General features: G+C 72.3%; 16 protein-coding genes and 1 riboswitch. Of the genes, 12 read left to right on the forward strand and 4 right to left on the reverse strand.

The window, feature by feature from the left end; all coding sequences use genetic code 11:
* The first annotated feature begins 7 nt into the window (after nucleotides 1-7).
* The 10 genes from Q2K16_RS00890 (at nucleotide 8) to Q2K16_RS00935 (ending at nucleotide 16859) form a co-directional block, all read left to right on the forward strand.
* The gene (locus Q2K16_RS00890) at nucleotides 8-2875 is read left to right on the forward strand and encodes a helix-turn-helix transcriptional regulator (RefSeq protein WP_302742931.1); all 2868 of its coding nucleotides are present in this window, start codon (nucleotides 8-10) and stop codon (nucleotides 2873-2875) included.
* A gap of 82 nt (nucleotides 2876-2957) precedes the next feature.
* Nucleotides 2958-3194 (forward strand): DUF5988 family protein, encoded by a 237-nt coding sequence (locus Q2K16_RS00895; protein WP_302742932.1) that lies wholly within the window; start codon nucleotides 2958-2960, stop codon nucleotides 3192-3194.
* Between the two features lie 150 nt (nucleotides 3195-3344).
* Nucleotides 3345-4835, forward strand: coding sequence for an acyltransferase domain-containing protein (locus Q2K16_RS00900; protein ID WP_302742934.1), 1491 nt, complete (start codon nucleotides 3345-3347; stop codon nucleotides 4833-4835).
* Nucleotides 4832-10726, forward strand: coding sequence for an SDR family oxidoreductase (locus tag Q2K16_RS00905; RefSeq protein ID WP_302742936.1), 5895 nt, complete (start codon nucleotides 4832-4834; stop codon nucleotides 10724-10726). The genes Q2K16_RS00900 and Q2K16_RS00905 overlap by 4 nt, the downstream gene beginning before the upstream one ends.
* A 16-nt stretch (nucleotides 10727-10742) precedes the next feature.
* Nucleotides 10743-11768 (forward strand): 3-oxoacyl-[acyl-carrier-protein] synthase III C-terminal domain-containing protein, encoded by a 1026-nt coding sequence (locus tag Q2K16_RS00910; protein WP_302742938.1) that lies wholly within the window; start codon nucleotides 10743-10745, stop codon nucleotides 11766-11768.
* A complete protein-coding gene (locus tag Q2K16_RS00915) occupies nucleotides 11765-13195 on the forward strand; it encodes a cytochrome P450 (protein ID WP_302742940.1) in 1431 nt (476 codons plus the stop codon). The genes Q2K16_RS00910 and Q2K16_RS00915 overlap by 4 nt, the downstream gene beginning before the upstream one ends.
* Nucleotides 13196-13205: 10 nt before the next feature.
* Nucleotides 13206-14411: an aromatic ring-hydroxylating oxygenase subunit alpha gene (locus tag Q2K16_RS00920; RefSeq protein WP_302742942.1), complete on the forward strand. Its 1206-nt coding sequence runs from the start codon at nucleotides 13206-13208 to the stop codon at nucleotides 14409-14411.
* A 51-nt stretch (nucleotides 14412-14462) separates the two neighbouring features.
* Nucleotides 14463-15356 carry a 3-hydroxyacyl-CoA dehydrogenase family protein gene (locus Q2K16_RS00925; RefSeq protein WP_302742944.1) on the forward strand — a complete coding sequence of 298 codons (894 nt, stop codon included), beginning with the start codon at nucleotides 14463-14465 and terminating at the stop codon, nucleotides 15354-15356.
* A complete protein-coding gene (locus Q2K16_RS00930) occupies nucleotides 15353-15655 on the forward strand; it encodes an acyl carrier protein (RefSeq protein ID WP_302742946.1) in 303 nt (100 codons plus the stop codon). The genes Q2K16_RS00925 and Q2K16_RS00930 overlap by 4 nt, the downstream gene beginning before the upstream one ends.
* On the forward strand, nucleotides 15648-16859 hold the full coding sequence (locus Q2K16_RS00935) for an HAD-IIIC family phosphatase (RefSeq protein ID WP_302742948.1): 1212 nt from the start codon (nucleotides 15648-15650) through the stop codon (nucleotides 16857-16859). Before Q2K16_RS00930 ends, Q2K16_RS00935 begins: the two co-directional genes overlap by 8 nt.
* A 67-nt stretch (nucleotides 16860-16926) precedes the next feature.
* Here Q2K16_RS00935 and Q2K16_RS00940 read toward each other — a convergent pair whose 3' ends face one another.
* The gene (locus Q2K16_RS00940) at nucleotides 16927-17397 is read right to left on the reverse strand and encodes a hypothetical protein (protein ID WP_302742950.1); all 471 of its coding nucleotides are present in this window, start codon (nucleotides 17395-17397) and stop codon (nucleotides 16927-16929) included.
* Complete coding sequence (locus tag Q2K16_RS00945) at nucleotides 17394-17954, reverse strand: RNA polymerase sigma factor (protein ID WP_302742952.1); 561 nt, start codon at nucleotides 17952-17954, stop codon at nucleotides 17394-17396. The genes Q2K16_RS00940 and Q2K16_RS00945 overlap by 4 nt, the downstream gene beginning before the upstream one ends.
* Nucleotides 17955-18119: 165 nt before the next feature.
* On the opposite strand from Q2K16_RS00945, the gene Q2K16_RS00950 reads away from it, so the two are divergent.
* Nucleotides 18120-18734 carry a superoxide dismutase gene (locus Q2K16_RS00950; protein WP_302742954.1) on the forward strand — a complete coding sequence of 205 codons (615 nt, stop codon included), beginning with the start codon at nucleotides 18120-18122 and terminating at the stop codon, nucleotides 18732-18734.
* Nucleotides 18735-18739: 5 nt separating this feature from the next.
* A complete protein-coding gene (locus tag Q2K16_RS00955; RefSeq protein WP_302742956.1) occupies nucleotides 18740-19009 on the forward strand; it encodes a superoxide dismutase in 270 nt (89 codons plus the stop codon).
* A 101-nt stretch (nucleotides 19010-19110) separates the two neighbouring features.
* Here Q2K16_RS00955 and Q2K16_RS00960 read toward each other — a convergent pair whose 3' ends face one another.
* On the reverse strand, nucleotides 19111-19737 hold the full coding sequence (locus Q2K16_RS00960) for a LysE family translocator (RefSeq protein WP_302742958.1): 627 nt from the start codon (nucleotides 19735-19737) through the stop codon (nucleotides 19111-19113).
* Nucleotides 19738-19740: 3 nt separating this feature from the next.
* Entirely contained in the window at nucleotides 19741-20253 is a 513-nt protein-coding gene (locus tag Q2K16_RS00965) for an acyl-CoA thioesterase (RefSeq protein ID WP_302742960.1), read from the reverse strand.
* A 116-nt stretch (nucleotides 20254-20369) separates the two neighbouring features.
* A riboswitch (cobalamin riboswitch) is annotated at nucleotides 20370-20589 on the reverse strand.
* Nucleotide 20590: the final 1 nt, after the last annotated feature.

Genomic DNA, 20590 nt, shown 5'->3' on the forward strand with positions numbered 1-20590 from the left:
GATGGGAATGCTGAGAATAGGCCCGGAGTCCGGGTCCGAGGTATGGGTCGGGCGAGAGCGTGAGCTGAGCCTCACGCAGGCAGCGTTGACCCGGCTGGGGCGGGGGACCGGTTCGGTTCTCCGGCTGGTCGGTGAGCCGGGCATCGGCAAGACCTCGCTGCTCACCATCACCGCCCAGGCCGCGGCCGACTGCGGCTACCAGGTGTTCCACGCCGTCGCCGACGAACTCTCCCAGCAGTCACCGCTGAGCGTCCTGCTCGCCTGTCTCGGCGTCCGCCAACGGCCGGACGATCCGTCCCGGGCGGAGATCACCCAGACCCTGCTCGCCCAACCGCCGGCCTTCCCCGCCACCGGCTCGACCCTGGCCGTCGTGGCCGAGATGCTGGTCTCCCTCGTCGACGACCTGTGCGCGGCGGGCCCCACCGTCCTGATCGTCGACGACGCCCAGTGGATGGACGAACCGTCGACAGTGGTCTGGCGACGCCTGACCGTGAGCGCGGAACACCTGCCCCTGCTCCTGGTCGCCGCACACCGTCAGGACCCGTCCCGTCCGACCCACCCGCCGGCCGGCACCGGCCGGGGCCACGAGCACGTGCTGAACCTCACGCCGCTGGACGACACGGAGGTCTCCCGACTCCTGACCGGGCTGCTCGGAGCGCCACCCGGCCCGACCCTCAGCCGCTGGTCGGGCGCGGCGGTCGGTAACCCGCTCTACCTGCACGAACTGGCCGACGTCCTGGTCCGGGAGGACCTGGTCCAGGTCGTGGCGGGACACGCGGACCTACGCGACGACGACGACCGGATACCCCCGGCCCTCACCGCCGCGTTGACCAGCCGACTCGGCTTGGTGCCGGACGCCGGGGACGTGTTGCGGACCGCCGCACTACTCGGCACCGAGTTCACCGTCACCGATCTCAGCGTCGTGCTCGGCCGGCCGGTGCGGGCCCTCGCCGACGTGGTGCAGAGAGCCGTCGCAGCCCGCATCCTCGCCGGCTCCGGACAGCGAATGACCTTCTGCCACCCACTGATCCGCCAAGCCCTGCACGACGCCGTCGCGCTGCCACTACGTCGCGCACTGCACCTCGACCTGGCCCGGGAGTTGGCCGCCGCAGCCGCCGAACCGCTCACCGTGGCACACCAACTGGAAGCGGCAGGCGGCGTCGAGAACCGGTGGGTGCCCGACTGGCTCCAGAAATCCGCCCACACGCTGACCCACGCCGACCCGGCACTCACGGTCCGGCTGCTGCGCACCCAACTCGGACAACTCCCCGCAGACGACCCGCACCAGGCCCCACTGAGCGTCGCGCTGGCCCGCTCACTACAGCTGCTCGGCCGGTGGGAGGAGGCCGCCGACCAGGCCCGCGCAGCCCTCGCCTCGTCCACCGGGCTGGACGCCCACGGCGAACTGCACTGGCTGCTGATCCGCGCGCTCAACAACAGCGGGAAAACCGACGAGGCCGAACTGATCCTGCGACAGACACTCACCCGACCGGCGGCGATACCCGAACCCTGGCACGGACGCCTCCTGGGCACCCTCGCCCTGATCAGCCGGGCCGGCGCCGGCGGACCGAGCGAAGCCGAGACCCTCGCCGGGGAGGCCCTCGACTCCGGCCGCCGCTGCGCCGACGACTGCGCGATCGCCGGCGCCAGCGTCGTGCTGTCCCTCACCCACTCCGACCGGCGCGACCACCCGGCCGCACTCCGGTACGCCGAACAGGCCCTCACCGCCCTCGTCGGTCACCCCGACCACCCGGAACTGGAGATGTTCGCCCTGCACTGCCGCGTCGTGAGCCTGCAGAACATGGCCCGATGGCGGGAAGCCGACAGGGTGCTGCAGCTGTCCCGGGAAATCCGCCGCCGCGCCCACGACATCGCCGCCGGCTCCATCAGCGTCACCGAGGCGATGCAGCACTACTGGATCGGCCGCTGGGACGAGGCACTGACCGCACTGACCCCGGTCGCCGACGACCCCTGCGGCCCGTTCTACCCGGGCCTGCACCGGGGTGGACCCGCACTGCTACGACGGGGCGTCACCGCGCTGATCGCCGTCCGACGCGACGACCGCACGCTCGCCGAAACCCACCTGCACTCCGACCCGGGCGTGCCCGCCGACCGCAGCACCGAGCAGGACAGCGAAGGATTCCTTCTCGCCGCCCGGGCCGTCCACGCCGAACAGCAGGGCGAACCGGAACGGGGCACCGCCCTGCTCGCCACCATGCTGCAGCACCGACCCGACAGCGGAACGGCCCCCCACCACCCGTGGTTCGCGGACCTCATCCGCATGGCGTCGGCCTGCGCGGACACCTCGACCGTGACGGCCACCCTCGACCTGACCCGCCTGTGGACCGAGACCGAGCAGACACCGGGGCGGGCCGCGACCATGCGGCAACGCTGCATCGGCCTGGCCAACGAGGACCCCGGACCACTACGTACAGCCGTGCAGCACTACCGGTCAGCCGGCCCCAGAACCGAGTTGGCGGCGACCCTCGAAGACCTCGCAGTGGTTCTGGCCGGCCACGGCGCGACCGACGAGTGCCGGGCGGCCGCCACCGAAGCGATCGGACTGTACAGCCGGATGGGCGCGACCTGGGACGTCCGTCGCACCGGGGCGCGACTACGGGGCAGGGGAGTACGCCGAGGGGTCAGCGGCCCCCGCACGCCCCGCCCGGTGTCGGGCTGGGCGGCACTCACCGCCACCGAACGGCGCGTCGCCATGCTCGTCGCCGAGGGCCGCTCCACGCCGGAGATCGCCGCCACGATGCTCCTGACCCGCCGCACGGTTCAGACGCACATCTCCCGCGCCCTGCACAAACTCGGGCTGCAGAGCCGCAACCAGATCGCCCGGGAGGTGCTACGCAACGCCGGTGCCCGATGACGGATGACTCGCCGACCTTCCGTCGGTTTTCAGCGTCAGCTGACGCATGTCTCATTCGTCCACCCCGGGAAAGCTGTCCCGCATGACCGTCCCCACCCAGCCGGACGACACCACAGCCCCCCACACCACGATCCTGATCGCACTCGAAGGCGGCCCGGCGAGCCTGCCACCCGAGCTGCGCAGCCAGCGGATCTCACCGGACGCACCAAAGGTGAAGATCCCCCACAACGGCGGCTACGAACACTTCGAACGCCCCGACGACAGCGACGCCGAGCCGCTCGTCTTCCACTGGGCGTACCGGTCCCGCATCGCGGAGTAGCTGGCCGGGAACCTGCCCTGGCCCGGCGGCCCGGGCCGGGGACGACCGCAGCGTCCACCCCGGATCGCAGGCCGCACGTACGTCGATTGTCCCTGCGCCGTCACGGCGCGCCACAGCCCGACCAGCGGGATGGAAACGAGGGTGACGCACATGGTGGATTCTGTCTTCGTCATGCCCGGCACGGTGGCTGCCCCCCGTACGGGCACCCTGCGCGACCTGCACAGCCGCTACGAAACGGTCCGCGAGGCACTGACCCGCATCGACAAGGCAGCCCGCGAGATGGGGCTGCCCGACATCAGCACCCGCCTGATCGAGGACGTCCCCGGCGAACGCCCCTACAGCCCCGAGGTGCACTACCTGGAGATCTTCGCGGTCAGCCTCGCCACGTACCACCTGCTCGTCGCCGAGGGCATCGAACCGGTCGCGATCGTGGGACAGAGCATCGGGGAACTGTGGGCCCTCGCCGCCGCCGGACACGTCTCGGTGGGCGACGCCGCGCGCCTGGCGGTGGCCCGCTCCCAGGCACTGACCCGCCAGGCCTGGCCGGGCACCATGCTCGCCGTCGGGGTCGACGGCCGCCGGGCGGAATCACTCGCCGGACTGATCGGCCACCCACACCTGGTGCTGGCCTGCGAAAACACCCCCCGGCAAAGTGTCCTCAGCGGACCGCGACGGCAGATCGACGAGGCCGAGCGGGTGGCCGAGGCCCTCGGCTGGCCCAGCGTCCGCCTCGACGTCCCGCACCCCACCCACACCCCGGCGGTCGCCCAGGCCGCCCGGGACCTGCGGGCCACCGCACCCCGCGTGTCCTACGGCGGCGGACGGTGGCGGGTGACCTCACCATGGCTCGGCCGGGACATCGGCGACGAGGACCCTGTCGAACTGGTGGCCGGCGCACTCACCGCCCAGGTCCGGATGCTGCACACGGTCCGCGCCCTGCACGCCGCCGGCGCGGACACGTTCATCGAATGCGGGCAGTGGCCGGTCGTCACCCGATTCGTCGAGGCGTCGGTCCCGGGCGTCCAGGCGGTCGTACCGCTGAGCGAACACGACCCGGTCGCGGCCGTCCGGGCGCTTCTCGCCAGCCGCACCGACACGGCCCCGCCCCCGGTGCGGACGCCGGTGCCCCCACCTGTCCCGCCGTCTCCCGTCTCCGTCGCGCCTGCTCCACCCGTCGTGCCCCCTGCGCCCGTCGTGCCTGCGCCGCCCGTCCCGGCCCCCGCCGCGCCGGCCGCCCCCGCTGTCCCGGCGCCGCCACCCGTCACGGCCGCCGCCCCCGCTGCGCCGTCCGTCCTGACACCGCCGACGCCACAGACAGCGGTGACACCGGCCTCCCCGCTCACGGTCGACCCACCCCAACCCGCACCGGACGCCGACCAGCAGTACGCCACCGTCCTGGCCGAGATCCGCGCCCTCTACGGCGACTACCTGGGCTACCCGCCGGAACTGCTCGGCGACGACGACGGCCTGGAATCCGACCTGGGCGTGGAGTCACTCAAACAGGTCGCCCTGCTCAGCCGGGTCGCCGACCGGTACGGCCTGCCGGACCTGCGCGCCAACACCTCCCTGCTCACCGTCGGCACCCTCAAGCGGATCGCACAGGCCGTCGTCCAGGCGCAGGCAGAGGCGACCGCCCGATGACCGACACACCAGCCCTGCACGGCCGGATCGCGTTGGTGACCGGCGCGGCCAAAAGCCTCGGCGCGGACATCGTCCGTCGACTCGCCGCCTGCGGCGCACACGTCATCGTCAACTACTTCCACTCCGTCGAACAGGCCGAACTGCTGCGCACCGAACTGGCCGAAGCCGGCCTCAGCGCGGAGTTCATCCGGGCCTCGGTGGCCAAACGCGGCGAGATCGACCGCATGTTCGACCTGATCCGGCAACGCCACGGCGGTCTCGACCTCCTCGTCAACAACGCGGCCGGCGGCGCGTTCCTGCCCCTGTTCGACGTCGACGACACCTACTGGCAGCGGGCCTGGGCCACCAACGTCATGGGCGCCTACCACTGCTCCCGCCGGGCCGCCGAACTGATGACCGGCCGCCGGGGAGCAGCCATCCTCTGCCTGTCCAGCGTCGGTGCCCACCAACCGGTCCCCGGCTACGGCCCCGGCGGCGTCACCAAAGCCGCCCTGGAATCCCTCGTCCGGTACCTGGCCCTGGAACTGGCCGACCAGGACATCCGGGTCAACACCGTACTGCTGGGCTCCGTCGCCAGCGAGATCGTCGTCAACCTCGACAACCCGGCCGCCGCCCTCGGAGACTCGCCACGCGCCAGCGACCTGACACGCCGCACCATCTCCACCCCCGAAGCGGCCCGGCTGCTCGTCCACCTCCTGCACCCGGACACCGGATTCATCACCGGGCAGACCCTCGTCGCCGACGGCGGCATCAGCATCGGCGGCATGCAGGGCCTACGACTGCACAGCAAACTCGCCGCGCAGGTCGGCGTGCCCACCCGAACCCTGCCGCCACTTCCCACCACAGCAACCAGCGCTGCCGAACCGGCCCCAGCGACCACCGCGACCGTCGCCGCACCGCAACCGGCCCCCGCCACCGCGACACCACGCCCGGTGCGGGACCCGCAGCCGGACAGCCCACAGACCGGCCCCGAACACGACCCGGACGCCGTCGCGGTGGTCGGCCTCGGGGTGGTCCTGCCCGGCACCAACAACCCCGCCGACCTCTACCACCGGCTCCGCGAAGGCGCCCTGCTCGCCAGCGAACCGTCCGCCTTCGACCTGCGGCACTTCTGGTCGGCCAGCGCGACGGACACCGACAGCTTCTACATCCGCGAAGCCGGCTACGTGCAGGGGTTCGTCCCCGACCCCGCCTCCGTCGCCGAACCCGACGGATTCCTCGGCCATCCCGGCTGGCCGCGCACCACCCGGTGGCTGCGCCACTGCACCGTCCAGGCCCTGACCGGAGTACACCGCCGGCCCGGCGACCGGTGGCTCGCCGCGACCACCGGCATCCACGACCAGACCGGACTCGGCACGCAGGGCGTCGTCCTCGGCGACGAATACCGACGCCTCATCCGCGACGCCATCCAGCGCAGCGGCGACGACGACTGGCTCGCCGAACTCGCCGACCACGCCATCAGCGCCCACTACGGCGGCGACGGCGGCAACCCGCTGGCCTACCTACCCGCCTCGGTCTCCCGCAACGCGCTGCGCGGCCTGATCCCGCACGACGCCCAACACCTGACCCTCGACGCGGCCTGCGCCACCGGACTGTTCTGCCTCGACGCCGCCGTCAAAGCCCTCCGCGAGGGAAGCTGCGACGTGGCGCTCGTCGGCGGCACCTCGGTGATCGAACCGATCGGCTTCACCCTCTTCTGCCGCGCCCAGGGCATCACCGCCAGCGGCCGCATCCGCCCCTTCGACCAGGCGGCCGACGGGACACTGATCGGTGAGGGCGCCGTCATGCTCGCCCTGAAACCGTACGCCCGCGCGGTAGCCGACGGAGACCACATCCACGGCGTCGTCCTCGGCACCGGACTCGCCGCCGACGGCCGGGGCAAGGGCATCCACGCGCCCGCCACCCGGGGACAGGAACTGGCGATCAGCCGGGCCTGGGCCGACGCCGGCGTCGACGCCGCAGACGTCGACTGGGTGGTGGCCCACGGCACCGGCACCCCCGTCGGCGACGAGGTCGAACTGCGCTCCCTGCTGGCACGACTCGGCGAGCGGGACCGGCCGTGCCTGCTGACGTCGAACAAGCAGGTCTTCGGCCACACCGGTGTGCTGGCCGGGCTGGTGTCGGTGGCGCACGCGCTGGTCGCCCTCGCCCACCGCACGATCCCCGGCCACACCGTCGTCACCGACCCCCACCCGCTGCTGGGCGACGGCACCCGACTCACGGTGCCGGTCACCGACGCACCTTGGCCGGTCGACGAAACCCGCCCCCGGATGGTCGGGGTGTCCTCGTTCGGCCTCGGCGGAGCCGACGCCCACGTGGTGCTCGCCGACCGGATACCGACGACCCGACCCGCCCCCCGACCGTCGCCGCCCGACCACACCCCCGACACCGAAGATCTCGTCGTCGTCGGCTGGAACACCCACCTGCCCGGCCTGGACCGCGACCGGGTGCCCGCCTGGCTCGTCGGCGACGGCCCCACCCCGCAGCCCAGCTTCGGCAGCCCCTACCCGCTGCCGTCCCCCCTCGACGTGCGGATCCCACCCCGCACGATGCGGCACATGGACCCGGCCCACCTGATGATGCTCCAAGCCCTCGGCCCCCTCCTGACCGACCTCGGCGAGCCGGGAACCACGCTGCGACCCAGCACCGCGATCCTGGTCGGGGCCAGCCTGCCCACCACACACAACGCCCGCGCCGCCCTGCGGGTCCACGCGCAGGAGTGCGCCGCCACATTCGACCTGCTCCCCGACCCCGGGCAGGCCCAGACACTGCGCGACTACCTCGCCAAGGCCCTCGCTGACGCCGGCGACGTCGTTCCCGACGAACTCAACGAGGACGACTTCACCGGCGCCGTGTCCTGCATCCTGTCCGGCCGGGCCGCCAACTACTACGACCTCCGGGGCTTCGGCACCAGCGTCTACGCCCACCGCGACTCCACCCACTGCGCACTCGACCTGGCCCTGCGCCAGCTCCGTCACCGGACCTGCGACCTGGCCCTCGTCGGCGCGGTGAGCCTACGGCCGATCAGCGGATGGGACCGGCACCTGGACACCCTCGTACCGGCGGGCCGCATCGTCGCCGAAGGCGCCGCCGTCGTCGCCGTCGCCCGCCGCTCCACCGCCCGGGAACACGGCCTGCCCATCCTGGGCACCCTCACCACGACACCCGAGCGCACCGCCGACGACCCGACCCACACCCTGCCCGCCGCCGCCGGCACCGACCGCACCTACCTGGCCCTCGACGCCCTGCTGGCGGTGCTCCGGGCCGTCGTCACCGGCACCGACACCGTCGTGTCACCGGCCGCCCCCGGATCACCCACGATCCGGTTCGCCGGACCGACCGGCCCCGACCCCCGCCAGGCCGGCCCGGAACCCGCCGAACAGCCCATCGGCCGCCGGCAGACCCTCCACCTGCGGCCGGTGACCCCACCGGACCCCCACGGGCCGGCGGTCCCCGCCGCAAGCATCGTGGTCACCGACACCCCGGACCTCGCCGCCGCCGTCACCGGCCCCGACATCGCCATCTGGTCACCGAGACCGGGCGTCGACACCGCCACCCACGTACCACCCGACGCCGCCACCGACGCCCTGGCCGACCTCCCGTTCGTCCCCCGCCACGTCCGGATCCTCACCCGCCTGCAAGACCCTGACGACGACACCGAAGCCGCCCGCCTGGAGGACCTCCAGGACCTCGCGTTCACCACCATCCAGGCCGCGCTACCCGCCCTACGGGCCGGCGGATCACTGGCCGCCGTGCTGCTCACCGCACTGCCACGGGCAACGACCCACCCCCTCGCCGGCCTGTTCACCGGACTCGTCCGCTCCGTGCGGGCCGAAGTGCCGCAGTGCAGCGGAAACACCCTGATCACCGACACGTCGCACACCCCGACCGCCCTGGCGCAACTGGCCCGGGCCGCGACCGCCCGCGTACCGACGCACACCCTCGCCTGCCGCGGACAGACCTGGTACGAACTCGCCGTCGCCGACGACGAGCCCCCGCCCCAGGCGCAGGAAACCGCCCTGCCCCCCGGCGCGGTCGTCGTCGCCTTCGGCGGAGCCCGGGGCATCACCCCCGAACTCCTCGACGCCGTCGCCCGCACCACCGACCGACCCCACCTGTACATCATCGGCCGCACCCCACTACCGGACACCGACGACGACCTGCCACCCCAGGCCGCGTTCATCGCCGCCGGACGCCGCGACAACCCCGACGCGTCGCTGCGGGACCTCAAGACCGCCTACGAACGCGCCCAGGCCCGCCTGGAGGTACGCCGGACCGTGCGCCGGCTCACCGAACTGTGCGGACCCGACCGGGTCCACCACCGCGTCGGCGACGTCCTCGACGCGGACCGGACCACAGCGGTCCTCGACGAGGTCATGGACCGGCACGGACGCATCGACCTGCTCATCAACACCGTCCTGGACCTACGCTCCCGGGCCCTGCACGCGAAGACCCTCACCGACTTCCGGGCCGTACGAGCCACCAAAGCCACCGGCTACCGCAACCTCAAACGCGCCCTGACCGGCCGGCCACCCCGCATCTGGTGCAACTTCAGCACCCTGGCCACCCTCGCCCCCGCCCCCGGAGACGTCGACTACTGCGCCGTCAACGAATACCTGGCCCACGCGAGCGCCTGGGCCGACCGCACCGCACCCGCCGGACACCGCGAACTCGCCATCCTCTGGAGCGGCTGGCGGGAGGTCGGCGTCGCCAGCAGCACCGCCATGCAGGAAACCCTGCGCCGCAACCGGATGGACGCCTACATCAGCAGCAGACAGGGCGCCGCCCAGTTCCTCGACGCCGTGACCCGCCCCGGCAACGGCGCGGCGGTCTTCTTCATCCGCGACGAGGAACGCGTCCTGCTGGGGGAGCGGGGAATCAGCACCGACGCCACCGGTGGCCCGCTGCCACTGCCCGTACCGGACGCCCCGCCACCCACCCCACCCGACCCGACCCTGGCCACGCCACTGCTCGACGGCGTGCTGCTGCGCGGCCACCGCTGGGCGGTGTTCACCAAGACCTGGGAACCACACACCCTCGCCGAACACGACGGCCGGTGGATGCGCCACCACCGGGTCAACGGAGAGTACGTCCTGCCCGGCACCTTCGCCCTCGAAGCCGCCGCCGGCGCCGCCGCGTACCTCTGCCCCGACCTCACCGTCACCGGATTCCGTGACCTGGCCTGCCACACGTCGGTCACCGTCAGGTCCGCCGGACCACCCCGCACCATCACGGTGGAGGCCCGCCTCACCGACCGGTCCCCGAACCAGGCAGTGGTGACGGTGCGGATCACCACCAACCGGATCGGCCGCAACGGCAAGGTCCTGCGCTTCAACGACCTGCTCTGCGAAACGACAGTCGTGCTCACCGACCGGCACCCCGCACTGCCCGCACCGACCGACCGGACGACGCACCGCCCCGAACCGGACTTCACCATGCCGGTCTACTCCGACGACCTGCCCATCACCCTCAGCGGCCCGTTCGCCGGAACCGGCGACTACGCCCGAGGAGCGGACGGCACGAGCGCCACCTTCCGCCTCGACCACCAGGCATGGAGCCCGGCCCTGGCCGGAATGACCGTACCGGCGATCCTGCTGGACGCCATGGTGCACCTGCTGCTCCTGCCACCCCACGGCGACCGGCCACCCCAGGTCGGCCCGATGGCCGGCATCGAGACCGTCGACCTCGGCGGGCCCGGCAACGACTGCCAACTCAGCGCCGCCCACCCGACGATCCGACTGCACTGCCGCTTCGCCGACGGCACGCTGACCGCCTCCACCCCCCACGGCCACGTCCTGGCCCGCATCACCGGGGTCAGCGCACACGCCACCGACCACAGCGGAAGGCTGATCCGGCCGCACGCCGACACCCCCCAACCGGTCCTTCCCTGACTCCGAGGAGACAACGGTGTTGTGGCACGACATCACGATCGCCGGAACCGGATCCTGGATACCCCCGATCCGACCCGAACACGACCCGTGGGACGGCACCCGGGCCCCCCGACCGTCCATGGCCGCCACCAACGGATTCACCTCCGCAGCCGTCTCGACCGGAGAGACCGCGACCCAGATGGCGGCCCGGGCCGCCCTGCTGGCACTACACCACGCCCGGGTCCCCAGCACCGACGTGAGCCTGCTGGCCCACGCCACCTTCCAGGACGAGGACCACTACACACCCGCGCCCTACCTGCTGCGGGTCCTCGGAGCCACCCGCAGCACCGGCATCGAGGTCGGCGCGGCCAGCGACGGCGGCGCGGCGGCCCTGGTGACCGCCGCCGAACACCTGACCGCCCAACCCACCGCCCCGGCGGCCCTGGTCACCGCCGCCGCCCGCTTCCCCCACCAGCGGTGGGCCCACGTCCGCGACATCGGCTACGTCGCCGGCGACGCCGGCGCAGCCGCCGTACTCACCCGCGGCACCGGCTTCGCCCGACTACTGGCCACCGCCCAGGCCACCGAACCGCAACTGGAGGTGCTCACCCGCGCCGGTGAACACGACGCCGCCGCCGGCGCCGGACGACGCTTCCTCGCCGAACAGACCGGACTCCTGCCCCACATCGACACCCTGCAACGCCGCACCCGCCACTGCGTCGACACCGTCCTCGACGAGACCGGCCTGACCCCCGCCGACATCTCCCACGTGGTGGCCATCGCCATCGGCTCGGCCGTGCTCGACCTGGTGCTCTCCGGACCCCCGCTGCACCGCCGCGCCACCGACACCAACTGGACCTTCGGCCGCCACCTGGGCCACGCCGGCCCGTGCGACGTCCTGCTCGCCCTCGACCGGATGTTCCGCACCGGCGCACTACGGGTCGGCGAACGCGTCCTCGTCGTCAGCTTCGGCCTCGGCTTCCGCTGGACCACCGCCCTGCTCGAGATCACCCGCCCGCCGCCGGCGCGACGACGGCAGACCGGAAAACGAGGTAACCCATGACCGAGACGACGACCACCACGTCGATACCCCTGGCACCCGGCGCACTACCCCTGCTCGGACACGCACTGCCCCTGCTCCGGGACCCGCTGGCGTTCATCCGCTCCCTGGCCGGATACCCGACGATGGTGCGGGTCCGGCTGGGCCCGACCTCCGCACTGCTCATCTGCGACCCGACCCTGACCCGGCACGTCTTCGTCAACGACCGCACCTTCGACAAGGGCGGCCCGATCTACGACCGGATCCGGGAGGTCATCGGCGACGGACTGTCCACCTGCCCGTACCCCCTGCACCGGCGGCAACGGCGGCTGTGCCAACCGTCGTTCCACCCACGACGCCTGCACGGTTACGCGGCCGTGTTCGGCCGGGCCTCCGACACCGCCGCCGGCTCCTGGCAGGACGGGCAGGTCCTCGACGTCACCCGGGAAATGATGACCCTCACCACCCAGGCCACCATGGAGACCATGTTCAGCGGGTCCCTCCCCGCAGAAACGCTGCGCCGGGCCCTGGCCGACACCAACACCGTGGTGAGCGCCTTCTTCCGCCGCATGATGACCCCCGCCCTGCTGCGCCGGCTACCGACGCCCGGCAAACGCCGCTACGACCAGGCCCGGGGCCGGCTCTTCGCCACCATCACCGACATCGTCGCCGCCCGCCGCGCCGACCCCACCGACCACGCCGACCTGCTCTCCGCACTCGTCGCCGCAGTCGACGTGGAAAGCCACGAGCACGAGCAGCAACTCAGCGACTCCGAACTGGCCGACCAGGCCCTCACCTTCTTCCTCGGCGGCATGGAAACCACCGCCATCACCCTCGCCTGGTCCCTGTACCTGATCGCCACCCACCCGGACGTCCAACGCCGCCTGCACGCCGAGACCGACGCCGTCCTGGCCGGCGCCCTGCCCGGCCCCGACCACCTGCCCCGCCTCGACCTGGCAGCCCGGGTGGTCACCGAAACCCTCCGCCTCTACCCGCCCGCCTGGATGATGACCCGCACCGTCACCCGCGAGGCCGAACTCGACGGGGTACGGCTACGCCGCGGCGACACCCTCGTGCTCAGCCCCTACCTGATCCACCGCCGACCCGACCTGTACACCGACCCGACCCGCTTCGACCCGGACCGCTGGCTCGACACCTCACCCGACCGGGCCAGCTACGTCCCGTTCGGCGCCGGCGCACGCAAGTGCATCGGGGACCAGTTCGCCCTCACCGAGGCGATCCTCGCCCTGACCTCCGTGGCGGCCCGCTGGGAGTTGACCCCGGTCAGCGACGAACCCTTCCGCCCCAAGGTGGAAACCAGCCTGAGCTCGCGCGGACTGCGCCTGCGGCTGCGGCGTCGCCCGACGCAGACCACCGACACGCCGCCAGCCGCCACCTCGCAGCCCGCGCCCGTGCCGCCGGCCCCGGGCGTCTGCCCGGTCGCCCACTAGGAGAACACCCATGAAAACACTGGTCAAACAACTACTGCGCAGCCGCGAGATCCGCCGGCACACCGCCGCGCCGGCCGACCGGCTCCACCCACCCACCCGTCCCGACCCGAACGGGTGGTTCTGCGTGGCCTTCTCCGACGAGGTCCGCCCCGGGACCATCACCACCCGCCCCATCATGGGCGGCGAGGTGGTCCTCTACCGGACCCCCCGCGGACTGCTGCGTGCGGTCCGTCCCCGCTGCCCCCACCTCGGGGCACACCTGGGCGTCGGTGGCACCCTCGACGGGGAGGACCTCGTCTGCCCCTTCCACCGGTTCGCCTTCGACCCCTCCGGGACCTGCGTACGCACCGGCTACGACCTGCCGCCACCCAAGGCGACCCTGACCCAGTTCCCCGTCTGCGAGGCCAACGGATCGGTCTACGTGTGGTGGCACGCTCTCGGCCTCGCACCGCAGTGGCAGGTGCCGGTCTTCGGCATGGACGAGCGGCAACCCTTCAGCCACAACACCTTCGACATCGCCGGTCACCCGCAGGACGTCATCGAGAACGCCTTCGACTGGGGTCACCTGCCGGCGCTGCACGGGCTGCGGGACCTGGTCATCGAGGGAACACCGGTGATGGGGGAGCCGGTCAGCACCGTCACCGCCACCGCCCGGGGCACCGTCATGCGCCAGATCCGCCAGTCCTACACCCTCACCGTCATCGGCCTGGCCACCATCGCGGCCCGCACCCGACTGCCCAACGGCGCGGGCGACCTCCACGTCATGCTCCACGCGACCCCCACCACCCCGGGCCGGATCCACCTCCGGTTCGGCACCAAGCTGGAGCTGGCCGGTCTGCCGTTCCTGCCCGAACGGGCCGCCCGGGCCACGGCGATGCCCGTCGCCCGGCTGCTCAGCGCGATCGCCCAACGGGTCGCCTCGGTCGACACCGGCGCGGACCTGCTGATGTGGCACCACCAGGAGCACGTCGAACAACCGAAACTCGCCCGCGGGGACGGCCCCATCGGTCGGTACCGGCAGTGGGCACGGCAGTTCTACACCGACCCCGCCCCCGGCGGCCCCAGCGACGGCACCGCCACCGAGGCGTCCACCGCCAACGGCGCGTCCACCGCCAACGGATCGTCGGTCGCCAACGGGTCACCGGCCGCCAACGGATCGTCGGCCGTCAACGGATCACCCGTCGACGAACGGAAGGCGGACCACTCCGAGGTGTGACCGTGGCCGTCGCGGCCTGCGAAGCGGGCCGGGCAACGAAGGGAGACCCTGGTGACGGGGCAGAACACAACGCCGGACACCGCGCAACGACTGGCGGTGCTCGGCGCGGGCGTGATGGGGACGGGCATCGCCGCGCTGGCGACCGGGCACGGCATCGCCGTGTCGATGATCGACGTCGACCCGCACCGGCTGGCCGAGGCCACCGCCCGCGTCGACCGGCACGTCCGGACCGCCCGGCTGATGGGAGCCCTACCGCAGGACCTCCGACCCGGCCCGCTCGACGTCGGACCGTCCCTCACGGACGTCCCGACCGGGCGGACCGGCACCCTCACCGCCGTGGTCGAGGCGGTCACCGAGGACCCGAACGCCAAGGCGAAGGTCCTCGCGGACATCTCCGCCCTGGTGGCACCCGGCACCCCGGTGGTGTCCAACACCTCATCCATCCCCATCGACGAACTGGCCCGGTCGGTGGCACGACCCGAGGACCTGATCGGCAGCCACTTCATGAACCCGCCCTACCTGATCCGCACCGTCGAAGTGATCCGGGGCCCACGCACCGGCCCGCACACCCTGGACGCGTTACGCCTGCTGCTCGCCGCCCTGGGCCGCGAGCCGGTGGTGGTCGAGGACGCCCCCGGCTTCGTCACCAGCCGCATCCTGCACCCCATGATCAACACTGCGGTCCGGGTGGTGGCCGCCGGCACGGCCAGCGTCGAATCCGTCGACACCCTCCTGCAGGGATGTCTGGGACATCCGACCGGTCCGCTGCGCACCGCCGACCTCATCGGCCTGGACAACCTGGTCGACTCCCTGTGGGTGCTGCACGAACGAACCGGCGACGAGAACTGCCGCCCCTGCGAGCTGCTGCTGGCCAAGGTCCGGGCCGGACACCTCGGCCGCAAGAGCGGGCAGGGGTTCTACCACTACGAGGGAGACCTGCGATGACTGTGCCATCCGACCAGGAAGTGTCGGACACCGGCAACCCTGCCGACACCCTCGCACCGGAGCTGGCACGCTTCCTGACGGCGCGTACCGGACGGTCCTGGCCACCGGACACGGACCTCTTCGCCACCGGCGGGCTGTCGTCCCTGTTCGCGATGGAACTGGTGGTGCACCTGGAACAGACGTACGGGGTCACCGTGCGCGGCGCCGACCTCCGGCTGGACAACTTCCGGACGCTGCGCCGAATGGTCGCCCTGGTCGACCGGCTCCGCACCGGCGAATCCGGAGACCACGGTGCCTGACCCCACCGCCGCGCCCGCCCGGGCCGCCACGCTCGTCGCCCACCCGGCCGGCGACCCGGACGGCCGACGAGCGACGACCCACGAAGGAGCCGCCGTGACCAACGAGGCCCCGCCCGCGCCACCCGTGACCGTCAAGTGCCTGGTCTGGGACCTCGACGACACCCTCTGGCAGGGCGTCCTGCTCGAAGACGAGCAGGTCGTGCTCCCCGACCCGATCCGGGCGGTGATCACCGGCCTCGACGCCCGGGGCATCCTCCAGTCGGTGTGCAGCCGCAACGACCACGAACCGGCCTGGGCCCGACTGTGCGCGCTCGGCGTCGCCGAGTACTTCGTGGCACCGCAGATCGGGTGGGGACGCAAGTCCGACGCCGTGCGGCGCATCGCCGACCAGCTCGGCTTCGCACTCGGCACCATCGCCTTCATCGACGACCAGCCCACCGAACGGGCCGAGGTCTCCTACCACCTTCCGCAGGTGCGCTGCTACGACGCCGGCACGGCCACCACCCTGCTCGACCGCCCCGAGTTCACCCCGACATCGGTGACGGTCGACGCCCGCCGCCGCCGGCAGATGTACCAGGCCGGTCAACGGCGGGCTGACGAGCAGGCCCGGTTCACCGGCCCCGCACAGGACTTCCTCCGCTCACTGGAACTGGCGATGCACATCCGGCGGGCCGACGCCGCGACCCTGTCCCGGGTCGAGGAGCTGACCCTGCGAACCAGCCAGATGAACGCGACAGGCGTGCACTACCCGGACCGGACGCTGCGGACCCTGATGGCCGACCCCCGCCACGAGGTTCTGGTCACGACGCTGACCGACCGGTTCGGGCCGCACGGCGCGGTCGGCGTGCTGGTCCTGGAGAAGCACCCCGAGGTGTGGCACCTGCGGCTGCTCGCCACCTCCTGCCGGGTGGTGTCCTTCGGCACCGGTACGGTCCTGCTGACCTGGCTGGTGGACCAGGCCGCCCGCGCCGGGGCACACCTGATCGCCGACTTCCGACCCAACGACCGTAACCGGATCATGGAGGTCGCCTACCGGTTCGCCGGCTTCGACGAGGAACCCTGCGCGTGCCGGGACCGCATCGCCGGCGACGTCGACCGCGCCGTCCAGCGACTACACCTGGTGGCCCGCCGGCAACCCGCGCCGTCGACGTTCCAGCTGACCGCCCCCGACCTGGCTGGCCCGGCGTCCGTCGGCGCGGGCTGACCGCCCACACCCCCGGCCCGTAAGACCCGGTCACGGCCGACGGATCGTCGAGCGTAGGGCGGACCGCTCAACCGTTCCGGCGTTCGAGCTCGTGCCAGCGGGCGAGCAGTGCCCGGCGGTAGGCCCGGGCCCGGGCGAGCAGCACGCCCGCCACGACGGTCAGGGCCACGCCGAGACCGCCGACAGCGAGAACGCCTGCGGGCCCGGCACGCATCACGGCGACCGTCACCATGCCGACCGTCATCAGGACGCTGAAGGTGACCGCGAGCCAGGCGGCGATCACCCGGTCGACAGCGAACAGCGGGCGGCGGGCCAACGCCCAGCCCGCGAACCCGGCCCACGCCATCCCGACACCGATCATCGCGAGGAACGCGATCCTGGTCCGTAGCGGCAACTCGCCGGGTTCGGTGGCCAGCAGCAGGCCGATGGTCACGGCCGCCGCCAGGCCACCGAGCCCAGCCACGAGGAGGCCGACGCGTCGCGGCAGCGACAGCCCCCGCATGACGTCGTCAGGGCCGTACGAGGGACCCTCGGTCATCCTGAATACCCCTTCTCGATCATGTGGTCACGCAGCATCCGGCGCGCGCGGAACAACCGGGACTTCACCGTCCCCACCGGGACTGCCAGCACCTGCGCACACTCCTCCAATGCCAGGTCGTACAGATAGAACAAGATCAGCACCTCACGCTCGCAGACGGGCAACCCCGCCAGGCATTCGGTGACCTGCGCCTGGTCCAACACCGCGGCGACGTCGTCGTCCCCCGCCTGCGCACCGTCGGGCGGATCGGCCCGGCGGTACGTGTCCCGCAGGTGATCCATCACCGAACGCCGAGCGATCGTGAACAGCCACGGCGCGAACCGGTCCGGCTCCTTGAGGGCCGGCAGCGCCTTCAGCACACCGGCCCACACCTCCTGGCTCACATCGTCGGCCAGGCCGGTTCGGTCGAGCATCCGCCGCACATAGCGCCACACCGGCTCGTGCCAGTACCCGACCAGCTCGGCCAGCGACCGCCGGTCTCCCAGCTGCGCCCGCACCACGAGTAGCGCGTCGCGTCTGACCCGATCCACATCGTCTCCGCCCGGATTGCCTGCCACACCCCTACAGTCGCCCGGCAGGCCGCCGAGGTTCACGGCATCCGCCCGTCGACAGATCCGGACGTCGTCGGGCCGATGTGCTCGACACCTGATCCCACATCCCGACCGGCTTTGTTGCAAAATAGTGGCAACAGCTAAACTGCGGCAGCAAGACGGAGGACATCCATGGTCACCTACACCCTGCCCGATATGCCCTACGACTACGGCGCGCTTGAACCGGCCATGTCCGGCGAGATCCTGGAACTGCACCACAGCAAGCACCACGCGGCGTACGTCAAGGGCAGCAACGACGCCCTGGAACAGCTCGCCGAAGCCCGCGACAAGGGCGACTTCACGGCCCTGGTCGGGCTGGAGAAGACGTTCGCGTTCAACCTGTCCGGGCACGTACTGCACTCGATCTTCTGGAACAACCTCTCCCCGGACGGCGGCGACCGCCCCGACGGAGAGTTGGCGGCGGCCGTCGACGAGCACTTCGGCTCGTTCGAGGGCTTCGCCGGGCAGCTGTCGGCGGCGACCAAAAGCGTGCAGGGCTCCGGCTGGGGGATCCTCGCCTGGGAACCGCTCGGTCAACGCCTGATCGTCGAGCAGGTCTACGACCACCACGGCAACGTCGGACAGGGCTCGACGCCGCTGCTGGTCTTCGACGCCTGGGAGCACGCCTACTACCTGCAGTACCGCAACGTCCGCCCGGACTACGTCGACCGGCTGTGGGGCCTGGTCGACTGGGCCGACGTCACCGCCCGCTTCGACGCCGCCCGCGCCACGGGTCCCACGCTCTGAACCCGGTGAGCGCACCCACCCCCGCCGCGGCGGAGCTGGTCCAACGCGCCGCCGGGGTCATCGCCGCCACCCACCGCGGCGACCACGCCGGCGCCGAGGAACTCCTCGCCGCGTTCGCCGGCGAGCAGGCCCGAACCCTCGGCTTCTACCTGCTCGCCGACCTCGCGCTCGGCCTCGTCCGGGCCGGCAGCGGGCAGTCGATGGACGAACTGGTGCGGGAGCTGTCCCTACTCGTCGCGAACACCGCCGGTCAACCACCACCGGCCGCGGTCTGACAGCGGGGTCCCCGTGTCGCTCGTCGGGCACGGGGACCCCGCGCAGCGCCGGCCGGACCACGGCGGGCCGCCGATCCAGGGCCAGCCGCGCGACAGTGCCGTCAGCCGTTGGTGGCCAGGCGGACACCCAGCGCGATGAAGGCCACCGCGCAGATCCGGCTGATCCGCCGCGACCACCGACCGTCGGTCACCCGGCCGGCGAACCTGCCCGCCCCGGCACCGAGAGCGACATCGACGGCGAGCTGCACCACGATGAAGATCGCACCGAGGAGCACCAACTGCGCGGTGACGTCGCCGGTCGCCGGCCTGACGAACTGCGGCAGGAAAGCCACGCTGAACAGGATCATCTTGGGGTTGAGGAGATTGGTCACCAACCCCCGGAGGAACGCCCCGCCGCCGCCACCGTGCCGCGCCACCGTGGTGGAGGCCGTCTCCCTGCCGCCGCGCAGGGCCCGAATCCCGAGAACGATCAGATACGCCGCCCCGGCCCAACGGATCGCGGCGAACAACACCGGCGACGCGGCAACCACTGCGGCGAGACCACAGACCACCGCCGCCACATGCACCGCCTCCCCGGCCGCGACCCCGAGTGCGGCGACCGCGCCGGCCCGGGTGCCGTAGCGGGCAGCGTTGGCCAGGACGAACATCATGTCCGGCCCGGGAGTGACCATCAGGACGGCGATGGCGGCAAGGTAGGCGGCCACGGTGGCCGCGGACAGCCCGAGCACCACTCAGCCCTCCTCGGCGCCGTCGAGCAACGCCCGCCGAAGAGCAAGCCGATGCTCCCGCCGGATCTGCGCCTCCCGGTAACGACGCCGGTCACCGTCGGTCTCCGGCAACAACGGCGGCACGGCGCGCGGCTGACCGTCATCGTCGACGGCGACCATCACCAGATGGGCGGTGGCCACGTCCACCGGCGGCACCGCCCGGTCCCAACGGTCCGCGCTGACCTTGACGGCGACCTCCATCGAACTACGGCCGGCCCAGGTGATCCGGGCATCGACGTGCACGACGTCGCCGACCCGTACGGCCCGCAGGAAGGCGGTCTCGTCGATGGCGGCGGTGACCGCCGGACCGTCCGAATGCCGGGCGGCGACCACCCCGGCGACGGAGTCGATGAGGTTGAGTATCCGACCGCCGTGGACGGTGCCCATCAGGTTGGTGTGGTGCTGGTCCATGATCTGCGACAGGGTCAGCCGCGACGCCGACGGGGGCCGGCCGGAGGGTGTGGCGCTCTCGTGCATGGTTCATCCGTCCTCGGGAAGCACACCGACCGACCAGCCGGCGCGCACGTCGAGGACACGCCGCAGCGCATCACCCGCCCGACCCGCCCGCGAGGTCGACGGCAGCGCACCCACCTCGTGGATGCGCAGCGCGGGCAGGTCTTCGGACTCGCGGGCGCGACCCGGACACGCCGGATCCCCTACTGGCCGTCGCTTCCCGGGCCGTGCGGGCCCAGTGCTGATGACGGCGGTCGTTCCCACTCACCGCTGCGGGGCAGTCCCGGATTCCCACCGGGTTCCCTCTTACGACGCCCGAACGTGACACCATCCGGGCGAACCAGCGCCAGGAACAGCCTAT

The sequence above is a fragment of the Micromonospora cynarisoli genome (assembly GCF_030518815.1).
GTDB lineage: Bacteria > Actinomycetota > Actinomycetes > Mycobacteriales > Micromonosporaceae > Micromonospora > Micromonospora wenchangensis.